Annotated in this window: 9 protein-coding genes and 1 other RNA gene; 7 read left to right on the top strand and 3 right to left on the bottom strand. The window is 35.8% G+C overall.

Translation table 11 applies throughout. From position 1 onward, the window contains the following. Window positions 1-110 precede the first annotated feature (110 nt). On the top strand, window positions 111-1445 hold the full coding sequence (gene pepC / locus HMPREF9171_RS104500; protein WP_001293158.1) for an aminopeptidase C: 1335 nt from the start codon (window positions 111-113) through the stop codon (window positions 1443-1445). A 45-nt stretch (window positions 1446-1490) separates the two neighbouring features. Here the strand turns inward: pepC and pbp1a are convergent, their stop codons facing one another. Together pbp1a and recU are read right to left on the bottom strand one after the other, a co-directional pair. Continuing rightward, on the bottom strand, window positions 1491-3731 hold the full coding sequence (gene pbp1a, locus HMPREF9171_RS104505; RefSeq protein ID WP_000628377.1) for a penicillin-binding protein PBP1A: 2241 nt from the start codon (window positions 3729-3731) through the stop codon (window positions 1491-1493). Further along, window positions 3718-4317: a Holliday junction resolvase RecU gene (recU, locus tag HMPREF9171_RS104510; RefSeq protein WP_000248792.1), complete on the bottom strand. Its 600-nt coding sequence runs from the start codon at window positions 4315-4317 to the stop codon at window positions 3718-3720. The genes pbp1a and recU overlap by 14 nt, the downstream gene beginning before the upstream one ends. Window positions 4318-4391: 74 nt before the next feature. Between recU and HMPREF9171_RS104515 the strand changes: the two genes are divergently transcribed. The 5 genes from HMPREF9171_RS104515 (at window position 4392) to HMPREF9171_RS104530 (ending at window position 8487) form a co-directional block, all read left to right on the top strand. Then, complete coding sequence (locus HMPREF9171_RS104515) at window positions 4392-4910, top strand: SLOG family protein (RefSeq protein ID WP_000843101.1); 519 nt, start codon at window positions 4392-4394, stop codon at window positions 4908-4910. A gap of 120 nt (window positions 4911-5030) precedes the next feature. Further along, window positions 5031-5363, top strand: a complete 333-nt coding sequence (gene gpsB / locus HMPREF9171_RS104520; protein WP_000146544.1) for a cell division regulator GpsB — start codon at window positions 5031-5033, stop codon at window positions 5361-5363. Between the two features lie 18 nt (window positions 5364-5381). Continuing rightward, an RNA gene (gene rnpB / locus HMPREF9171_RS1000000113640) (RNase P RNA component class B) lies at window positions 5382-5750 on the top strand. A gap of 82 nt (window positions 5751-5832) precedes the next feature. After that, window positions 5833-6987 carry a THUMP domain-containing class I SAM-dependent RNA methyltransferase gene (locus HMPREF9171_RS104525; protein WP_000664848.1) on the top strand — a complete coding sequence of 385 codons (1155 nt, stop codon included), beginning with the start codon at window positions 5833-5835 and terminating at the stop codon, window positions 6985-6987. 12 nt (window positions 6988-6999) lie between these two features. Further along, window positions 7000-8487 carry a cell division site-positioning protein MapZ family protein gene (locus tag HMPREF9171_RS104530; RefSeq protein WP_001287861.1) on the top strand — a complete coding sequence of 496 codons (1488 nt, stop codon included), beginning with the start codon at window positions 7000-7002 and terminating at the stop codon, window positions 8485-8487. A gap of 446 nt (window positions 8488-8933) precedes the next feature. On the opposite strand, the gene HMPREF9171_RS104535 is transcribed toward HMPREF9171_RS104530, so the two are convergent. Next, window positions 8934-9416, bottom strand: coding sequence for an S-ribosylhomocysteine lyase (locus HMPREF9171_RS104535; protein WP_000159884.1), 483 nt, complete (start codon window positions 9414-9416; stop codon window positions 8934-8936). A 188-nt stretch (window positions 9417-9604) separates the two neighbouring features. Here HMPREF9171_RS104535 and HMPREF9171_RS104540 point away from each other — a divergent pair, with 188 nt between their 5' ends. Next, entirely contained in the window at window positions 9605-11212 is a 1608-nt protein-coding gene (locus HMPREF9171_RS104540; protein WP_000481839.1) for a ribonuclease Y, read from the top strand. Window positions 11213-11323 lie beyond the last annotated feature (111 nt).

Below are 11323 nucleotides of genomic sequence, written 5' to 3'. Positions count from 1 at the left end.
GAAATAGCTAGAATATTCTAGCTATTTTTGTTTCTCTAATAAATTACTTTCAGACTTGCAGAAATATTCAGAATGTTTATAATAGTAGCTAAGTATAAAAGGAGGAATTTATGTCAGAATTAACTCAAACATTTACAGATAAGTTATTTGCTGATTACCAAGCAAATACAAAATTTAGCGCTATTGAAAATGCAGTAACTCACAATGGTTTATTGAAGTCTCTAGAGACTCGTCAAAGTGAGATTGAGAACGACTATGTCTTTTCAATTGATTTGACCAAAGATGAAGTCTCTAATCAGAAACAATCAGGACGTTGCTGGATGTTTGCTGCACTGAACACATTTCGTCATAAACTGATTTCAGATTTTAAACTTGAGAATTTTGAATTATCTCAGGCACATACATTTTTCTGGGATAAGTATGAAAAATCAAATTGGTTTATGGAACAAATTATTGCGACTGCAAATCAGGAATTGAGTAGTCGTAAGGTGAAATTCCTATTAGATGTACCTCAACAAGATGGCGGACAATGGGACATGGTGGTTGCTCTGTTTGAGAAATATGGTGTCGTTCCTAAAACAGTTTATCCTGAATCTGTTTCATCAAGTGCTAGTCGTGAACTAAATCAATATTTGAATAAACTCTTACGCCAAGATGCACAGATTCTACGAGAATTAATAGCACAGGGATCAGATGGGGCAACTGTTCAAAATAAAAAGGAAGAATTACTTCAAGAAATTTTTAACTTTTTAGCAATGAACCTTGGCTTGCCACCGCAATCTTTTGATTTTGCTTATCGTGATAAAGACAATCATTATCAGTCTGATAAAAATATTACACCGAAAGCATTTTATCAAAAATATGTTAATCTTGACCTATCAGATTATGTTTCTATTATCAATGCTCCAACTGTAGATAAGCCTTATGGACAATCCTATACAGTTGAGATGCTTGGAAATGTTGTCGGAGGCCCAGCTGTTAAATATTTAAACCTTGATATGAAACGGTTTAAAGAGTTAGCGATTGCGCAAATGAAATCAGGAGAAACTGTGTGGTTTGGTTCAGACGTAGGTCAAGTATCAAATCGTCAAAAGGGTATCCTAGCAACTACGACTTATGATTTTAATTCATCTATGGATATTAAACTTAGCCAAGACAAAGCGGGCCGCCTAGATTATAGTGAAAGTTTAATGACACATGCTATGGTCTTAACGGGAGTAGACCTTGATGAATCTGGACAACCTTTAAAATGGAAAGTTGAGAACTCTTGGGGAGAGAAAGTTGGTAAGGATGGTTATTTTGTAGCTTCAGATGCTTGGATGGATGAATATACTTACCAAATAGTCGTTCGTAAAGAATTGCTTACTAAAGAAGAATTAGAGGCTTACAACGCAGAGCCGATTACTTTAGCGCCGTGGGATCCGATGGGAGCATTAGCTAATTAGCAATAGTAATTATAAATTAAAAAACTGGATATATTATCCAGTTTTTTAATTACCGTTAGGTGCTGTATTGTTATTACCATTACCATGTCCAGTTCCTGGCACAGTTTGATTGGAATTATTAGGGGTAGTAGCATTATCATTATTAGGTGTTTCGACTTGTGGAGATGATGAATTGGCATCATTTGCTGTATTCTTATCCTCTTTTTGTTTCTCAGAGGATGTTGAACTACTGCTTTGACTTGACTGTCCAGAATTTTGATAAATATTCTTATAGACAGAAGAAGAGTAAGTGCCAGTTGTAGTTGTTCCATTGATATACAAGTAGCTTCCACTTCGATAGAGCCCTTCTGGCATTGTCCAATCTGCACTGTATCCGCCAGTTAGGTAGGACATCATTGCACGATAAACCTCAGTAGCAATATCCAGTTGGCTACCATAAAGTGGTGTAAGGCGATTTTTATAACCAGTCCAAATTGCCATTGTGTACTTAGAAGTATAGCCGACAAAGTTTTCATCAGGAGCCATTGTGCCAACGGCGCTATTGTAGATACCAGTAGTTGCTTCAATTTTAGCTAACTCATCTTCCGTATAGTTGGAAGTACCAGTCTTACCAGCTTGTGCAACACCAGGGATAGCTGCTTTAGTACCAGTACCAAATGTTAGTACTGTTTTCAGCATATCCGTCATCATGTAGGCAGTAGTCTCTTTCATCGCACGGCTACCAGATGCTGCATAAGTATCATTGGTTCCATCGCTAAATTCAATTTTATTAACATATTGCGGCTTATAGTAAGTTCCGCCGTTTGCAAAAGCCGAGTAAGCCGCTGCCATTTTCTCACTACTTGCACCATATTTTGCATCACTGCTACTGTTGTTACTTGAAATAGCATTTGAATAGTTCATTTCTGGATAGTATATGCCTAATTTTTCAAGGAAAGATTTTGCTTCGTCTAATCCAGCGGCTTCAAGTGCTCTGACAGCAGGGACGTTACGTGATTGTTGAATAGCGGTCTGCATACTCATCCAACCCATATATTGACGATCCCAGTCATATAGTTGAGTAGAAGTACCAGGCCAGTAGTAAACTGAGTCGTTTAATGATTGACCTGTTGAATTATAGACACCATTATCAATAGCAGGTGCATAAGCTGAGATAGGTTTCATTGTAGAACCCCAATCGCGGTCTGTTAAGACAGATTGATTTGTCCCAAATGAAATATTTTCATTCTGATGACGCCCGCCTAATTGTGCAATGACTTTACCATTAGTCGCATCCATGATGGTAGATGCTATTTGTAATTCATTGTTTGGATAAGCGATGTAAGTATCACTGTTGTAGATGTCATATAGTTGTTTTTGTGCATCAGTGTTGATATTAGTATACACTTTTAGCCCAGCAGTAAAGATATCTTTACCAGTTTTTTGTTTAACTTCACTAATAACTTGTTTTAAGTAGTTATCCATATATTTTGGATAAGTAGATTTTTGCTTTAATTCTTTTAAGCCATCAGTTACTGGAGTTGCAACAGCTTGGTCGTATTCCTTTTTAGAAATGTTTTTATCTTGATACATCTGCTGAAGAACGGTATTACGTCTTGTTTGAGCAGATTCTGGGTTTTTATAAGGGTCATATTGTGTAGGTGCTTGAGGAATACCAGCGAGCAAAGCAAGTTGTGCAATAGATAATTCCTTTAGGTCTTTACCAAAGTATGATTTAGCTGTTGTTCTCATACCATAATTCCCATTTCCCATATAAACTTTATTAATATAGAAAGTAAGAATTTCTTCTTTGGTGTATTTACGCTCCATTTGAAGCGCAAGCCAAACTTCCTGTGATTTACGTTTTAACGTTTGGTCAGATTTATTGGTAGAAAAGTAAGCCAGTTTAATCAACTGTTGATCAAGGGTGGAACCACCTTGCGTATTACTACTAACAAGATTATGCCAAGCTGCACCTAAAATACGATAAATATCGACACCTCTATGTTTAAAGAAACGTTTATCTTCGATAGAAGTGATAGCGTTAACCAAATTTAGTGGAATGCTATCCGCACTAACACTTTCACGCTTTTCTGAGCCTAAATCGGCAATAAGTTTATTATTACCATCATAAACCAAACTAGAGTTAACGGATTTTAAAGCTTGATCAGTTAATTTCGGAGAACGACTAACGTAGTATGCAAATAGGAGCCCACCCATTACAATAGCTAAGATAATAAATCCCATTATAATGCCAAAAGCATACTTCAATAGTTTGATAACAGATTCCTTTTTAATTGTAATCACCGCCTAATAATTTTTCTTCAATAATATCTAAGTAAGGGACTTGAGGAAAGGCACTCTCCTTTACGAAAAATCCATTTTTTCTGATATAATCAATAGGCATTGATTTATTGCCTTTATCAATCTGATAAAATGAAATTAACTCATTAGCAGGGAGTAGATAGGTTTCCTTAAGTGTGGAAAAATGAAGCAAGACAAAGCAAATCCCTTTTTGCTGTAATACATTTGCCATGTGCTCTATTTGGTGAGCATGAAAATTTTTCATAGGCATAGCAGTTTTCTGCCGGGTTTCTTTGGCTTCAAAGTCAATATAGTAACCTTTGTAAACACCAGAATAATCAGTAGTAGAAGCTTGTCTAAAATAAGCTTCTACAATCTTAGCACGACTACGTTTAGGATAATCTACCTTGACGATTTGTACTGGCGTTGGTTTCTTATGAATGACAGCTAATTCGTGAGACAAATAGTAGTCATTGGTTGCATTGATAGCAGCTTCAAATGACATACCACGGTTGGCAAAATCGATTTTCTTTTTCTTTGATTTTGTAACTGTTGTTTTCCGAATAAGCTGATGTGGATAGTTAACCATTTTTCTCCTTGCATTACAAATAAAATGCTAAGATAAGCAAAACTATTATACCATAAAATTAGGATGGACAACAAATGAAGTCAACTATTCTTGTAACAGGTTACAAAAATTTTGAATTAGGGATTTTCCAGGATAAGGATCCTCGGATTACTATTATAAAAAAGGCTATTGATAAGGATTTTAGACGCTTCTTGGAAAATGGAGCAGACTGGTTTATTTTTATGGGAAATTTAGGGTTTGAATACTGGGCTTTGGAAGTTGCTCTTGATTTACAAAAAGAATATGATTTTCAAATTGCGACAATTTTTACCTTTGAGAACCATGGCCAAAATTGGAATGAGTCTAATAAAGCTAAGTTGGCACTCTTTAAGCAAGTTGACTTTGTTAAATATACTTTCCCAAGCTATGAAAACCCGGGTCAATTTAAACAATACAATCATTTTCTCATTAACAACACACAAGGTGCATATCTTTTTTATGATTCTGAAAATGAAACTAATTTAAAATTTTTGCTAGAAATGATGGAAAAAAAGGAAGCTTATGATATTTCTTTCCTAACTTTTGATCGCTTAAATGAAATATATGAGGAATGATCGTTTTTTCGGATATGAGAACGTTTTACGCTTGATTTTTCCATTTAATTTAGGTATTATTTACTTTGATATAAAGGATAGGACTTATATTAAAACGATTTGACTGGTTTGGAGAATAGAATGGCAAGTATTATTTATAGCCCAAAAGATATTTTTGAGCAAGATTTTAAAGTTAGTATGCGGGGATATGACAAGAAAGAAGTCGATGTATTTCTGGATGATGTCATCAAAGATTACGAAAATTATCTTGAGCAAATTGAGAAGCTCCAAATGGAAAATAGACGTCTACAACAAGCTTTAGACAAAAAAGAAAGCGAAGCTTCAAATGTAAGAAATTCAGGGACAGCTATGTATAATCAAAAACCGATTGCCCAATCTGCAACCAATTTTGATATTTTAAAACGCATTAGTCGCCTTGAAAAAGAAGTTTTTGGAAGACAAATTAGAGAATAAGGATTTCTCAAATATGCAATTTTTGGATAATCGCGTAGTATTGATATACTATGAGGAAAGTCCATGCTAGCACTGGCTGTGATGCCAGTAGTGTTTGTGCTAGGCGAAAAAATAAGCCTAGGGAGATAGCTAGCTATCTTACGGCAAGCAAAAGGGCTAAGTCTTTGGATATGCCTGAATAGCTTTGAAAGTGCCACAGTGACGTAGTTTCTAGGGAAATCTAGAAAGTGGAACGCGGTAAACCCCTCAAGCTAGCAACCCAAACTTTGGTAGGGGCATGGGATAGTTGGAATGAGAACAATCTATCCTGACTGCTTTGCAGTAGACAGATGATTATCGAAAGAAACAATTCCTAGTTGTTTCTGGAACAAAACATGGCTTATAGAAAATTGCATAATAGGTTAGTGGCTGAGATAACATCTCAGCCAATTTTTAACTGTGATGAATACGATAGTGTAAAAGAGGAAAAATGAAAGAATCATTCAAATTAATAGCAACTGCTGCTGCTGGTTTAGAAGCCATTGTTGGTAGAGAAATCAGAAACCTAGGAATTGACTGCCAAGTTGAGAACGGTAGAGTCCATTTCCACGGAGATATCAAAACAATCATTGAAACGAACCTATGGCTACGATCTGCCGATCGTATAAAGATTATTGTAGGAGAGTTTCCAGCACGTACTTTTGAGGAACTTTTTCAGGGTGTATATGGCCTTGACTGGGAAAATTATTTACCGTTAGGTGCAAAATTTCCTATTGCTAAAGCAAAGTGTGTCAAGTCAAAATTGCACAATGAACCTAGTGTACAAGCCATTTCTAAAAAAGCTGTTGCTAAGAAACTTCAAAAAGTCTTTCACCGTCCTGAAGGAGTTCCCTTACAAGAAAATGGAGCTGAATTTAAAATAGAAGTTTCTATTTTAAAAGATAAAGCGACTGTCATGATTGATACGACTGGATCAAGTCTCTTCAAACGTGGTTACCGAGCAGAAAAAGGTGGTGCACCAATTAAAGAAAATATGGCAGCAGCTATTATTCAATTATCTAATTGGTTCCCTGATAAGCCATTGATTGATCCAACTTGTGGTTCAGGTACTTTTTGTATTGAAGCCGCTATGATTGGAATGAATATAGCTCCTGGTTTTAATCGTGATTTTGCCTTTGAGGCATGGCCATGGGTAGATCAAAGTCAAGTACAAAAGGTTCGTGATGAAGCTGAGAGTAAAGCAAACTATGATATTGATTTAGATATTTCAGGTTTTGATTTAGACGGTCGTATGGTAGAAATTGCTAGAAAAAATGCAGAAGAAGCAGGACTTGGAGATGTTATCAAATTGAAACAAATGCGTCTTCAAGATTTAAAAACAGATAAAATTAACGGTGTTATTATCTCCAACCCACCATATGGTGAACGACTCCTGGATGACAAAGCAGTGGACATTTTGTATAATGAGATGGGACAAACATTTGCGCCTTTAAAAACTTGGAGCAAGTTTATCCTAACTAGTGACGAAGGATTTGAAAAAAAATACGGCTCACAAGCTGATAAAAAACGTAAGCTTTACAATGGTACTTTAAAAGTTGATTTGTACCAATATTACGGTGAACGTGTGAGACGTCAAGTAAAATAACGGGGAGAACTCATGTCAGAAGATCAAAAACACCCATTTTTTGAACCAGAAAAAGAAACTGATGGTCTTGAATTTAAAGATGCTAAAGAAATGACAGTAGAAGAGGCTGTTAGAAAAGATTCTGAAATTAAGGCTGGTATTACCGAAGAAGATAGTATTCTTGATAAATACATCAAACAACATCGTGATGAAGTAGCTTCACAAAAGTTTGAGACAAAATCAAGCGATTTTGCAAACCTTGATACGGCATCTTTAGATGATTTTATCAAGAAACAGCGCGAAGAATTATCAGCGATGTTAGCTGCAGAAGAGCTTTCTAAAAAGTTGGATAATTCAGTCTCTCAAGAACAAGATACAGAAGCTAATGCTGTCTCACCTAAAGAAGAATCTTCACAAGAACAAGAAAATAGTGTAACTCCAGTTCCCCCTCTGATTACGGAAGCAGAACCAACTGCAACAGAACCAGATTCGACTATTGCTGATTCAGAGGAGTATAAATCCTCTTCTAGGAAGCGTGGAGGTATCGTAGGAACATTGATTGCTCTTATTTTACTTCTAATAGTAGCAATCTTTGGTTACAACTATTTCAAGAATAATAATTCGACAAATTCTCAAACTGCAACAAGTCAAAGTTCTAGTTCTAAGGCTACGACGACTTCATCAGAAGAAGATAAAAAAGCTAGTCAGAACTTAGATAATTTCAACAAAGCTTATGCTAACTTTTTTGTTGATGATAAGAAAACCCAACTCAAAAATAGCGAATTTGATAAATTGTCAGAATTAGAAAAGAAAGTTGATGCTTTAAAAGGAACTAAATACTACGGTAAAGTAAAAGTTAAATTTGATAGTCTAAAACGTCAAATTGATGCTGTTAAAGCTGTTAACGACAAGTTTAAGTCGCCTGCTGTAGTTGATGGTAAGAAGAGTGAAAAATTAGAAGTAAAAGATGGAGCGAATTTTGACTCTTTAGATAGTAAAACTCTTAATACTGGTAATGCTAGTCTAGATAGTTTACTTCACTCTATTGTTTCAACTGGTCGTAATCAGGTAAAACAATCCGAAGAACAGGCTAAAAAAACTCAAGAAGAACAGTCTTCGTCTAATAAGCTTTCAGACACTCAAACAACTGAACAACCAAACGTAACTAACGGTCAATCTTCCTCATCAGCTGCTACAATAAATAATCAGGCAGCTGGCACTGCATCAGGTAATTTGGAACGTAACCGTAGTCGAGTACCGTATAATAATGCTGCTATTGCGGATACAGGAAATCCTGCCTGGATATTTAACCCAGGAGTATTAGAGAAAATCGTGGCCACTTCACAGGCGCGAGGCTATTTCTCTGGAAATAACTATATTCTTGAACCTGTAAATATTATCAATGGTAATGGTTATTACAATATGTTTAAATTAGATGGCACTTATTTGTTCTCTATCAATGCCAAGACAGGTTACTTTGTAGGTAACGCTCCTGGAAGAGCTGATAGTTTAGATTTTTAATATAAAGAGCAAAACCAGTTTTTTGTCTACACCCTAAAAGTTAGAAAATCAGTCTAACGATTAGGGTGTTTTTTGTATGAAATCACACTTACTTTTTACTAGTGTGTATCGGGTAAGGAAAAATAGCATTAAAGAACTAACTGGATAGTCGTGTTAATCTTGAACTTGGAGAGCATATTAACGCTGCGTAGAAACGACTTAACTGAATGAGCTGGAAACTTATCAGCTAGATTACTTTCTGAAATAGATATAATAATATTAAGTTCAGAGTTTCATAAAGATAGGCATTTGACACCTTATTCGCATTTAGATGTCTACGACTACTATAAGGATATTAGGGAAAAATTAAAAGGATTTTGCTCTCTATGATACAGAACAAAATCCTTTGTTTAAATTAATAAGTCAACTTTTGGAATTCCAAAAGTTGACTTTTATTTTTTATTAGATCAGACAATGTGGCGCTCAAAAGCATTGTCAGAAATCCCTTGGGAAAGAATTAATTTCGCCCATTCTTGAGCAGAGTGGAGACTGTGGTCTTTATAATTTCCACAAGATTCAATGGTTGTTCCAGGAACGTCTTCCCAAGTGATCCCACCAGCAATAGCCTCTAGACTAGATTTGATGACTTTAGCAATTTCAGTAGCATCCTGTTTTCCCCACATAATCATGTGAAAACCAGTTCTACAACCAAAAGGAGAACAATCAATCAAACCATTAATTCGTTGGCGGATTAACTTCGCCAGAAGGTGCTCGATAGTATGTAAACCAGCAGTATCAATAGCATTTTCATTAGGCTGAATAAGGCGGATATCAAAGTTAGTAATGATGTCTCCGACCGGTCCAACTTCTTCTGAAATTAAACGAACGTAGGGTGCTTTAACGATGGTGTGATCTAATTCAAAACTCTCTACGACAACTTCTTTTGTCATAAGTTTTCTCCTTTTGTATTACATTCTAGAGACTAAAGGAGATGTTGAAAATTTCTCCTAATCCCTTTAAATAACATTCTAATCATATCATAAATGTCTATAATTTTAAATTGTGAAAACGCCTTTTTTATGATAAACTTAAAAGTGGACTTTCTATATGAAATCTAGAAAAAAATTGAGGTATAAACATGTTTAATATTATATTAGCAATGGTTTGTGCACTCATTGGTTTGATTATTGGTTATGTGGCTATTTCAATGAAAATGAAATCATCAAAAGAAGCTGCAGAACTAACTCTTTTAAATGCAGAACAAGATGCCGTTGATTTACGTGGTAAAGCAGAAATTGAAGCAGAACACATCCGTAAAGCAGCGGAACGTGAAAGTAAAGCTCACCAAAAAGAATTACTTTTAGAAGCAAAAGAAGAGGCTAGAAAATATCGTGAAGAGATCGAAAAGGAATTTAAATCTGATAGACAAGAGTTGAAACAGATGGAGGCACGTTTAACAGATCGTGCATCATCTCTTGATCGTAAAGATGAAAATCTATCTAACAAAGAAAAAATGTTAGATAGCAAAGAACAAAGTCTAACCGATAAATCTAGACATATTAATGAGCGCGAACAGGAAATTGCTACTTTAGAAACAAAAAAAGTAGAAGAATTGTCACGCATCGCAGAGCTTAGTCAAGAAGAAGCTAAAGATATCATTTTAGCTGATACCGAAAAAGATTTAGCTCATGATATTGCGACACGTATTAAAGAAGCAGAACGTGAAGTAAAAGATCGATCAAACAAGATAGCAAAAGACTTGCTAGCCCAAGCTATGCAACGTTTAGCTGGTGAATATGTTACTGAACAAACAATTACAACTGTTCATCTCCCTGATGATAATATGAAGGGACGTATCATTGGTCGTGAAGGCCGCAATATTCGTACTCTGGAAAGTTTGACAGGTATTGATGTTATCATAGATGATACGCCAGAAGTCGTTGTCTTATCAGGTTTCGACCCCATTCGTCGTGAAATTGCTCGTATGACTTTAGAATCTTTGATTCAAGATGGACGTATCCATCCAGCTCGTATTGAAGAGTTGGTTGAAAAAAATCGTTTGGAAATGGATCAACGTATCCGTGAGTATGGTGAGGCAGCAGCTTATGAGATTGGTGCACCAAATCTGCATCCTGATTTGATAAAAATTATGGGACGTTTGCAGTTCCGTACATCATATGGTCAAAATGTACTTCGTCATTCAGTTGAAGTTGGTAAACTTGCAGGTATTTTAGCTGGAGAACTAGGAGAAAATGTTGATTTAGCTCGTCGGGCTGGCTTCCTCCATGATATGGGGAAAGCTATTGATCGCGAAGTTGAAGGCAGTCACGTTGAAATTGGTATGGAATTTGCTCGTAAGTACAAAGAGCATCCGATTGTTGTTAATACTATTGCAAGCCACCATGGTGATGTAGAACCTGACAGCGTTATTGCAGTAATTGTTGCTGCTGCAGACGCCCTTAGTTCAGCACGACCAGGTGCGCGTAATGAGTCAATGGAAAATTATATCAAACGTCTGCGTGATTTAGAAGAAATTGCTAATGGCTTTGAGGGAGTGCAAAATGCCTTTGCACTTCAAGCCGGACGTGAAATTCGTATCATGGTACAACCTGGTAAAGTTTCTGATGATCAAGTAGTTATTATGTCGCATAAGGTACGTGAAAAAATCGAACAAAACTTGGATTATCCAGGTAATATTAAGGTAACAGTTATTCGTGAAATGAGAGCTGTTGATTTTGCAAAATAGTCAAAAGGAGAGCTTGTTAGCTCTCCTTTTGTTATAGAGTTGACATTTGTCATATTTTGAAATGACAAAAATATCTAAAAAGTTTACTTCTGATTTTTTATACTATGATTA

This window comes from Streptococcus agalactiae ATCC 13813 (assembly GCF_000186445.1).
Classification (GTDB): domain Bacteria; phylum Bacillota; class Bacilli; order Lactobacillales; family Streptococcaceae; genus Streptococcus; species Streptococcus agalactiae.
Note: the sequence above shows the minus strand (reverse complement) of the source record. Positions and strands in the feature narration are given on the sequence as shown.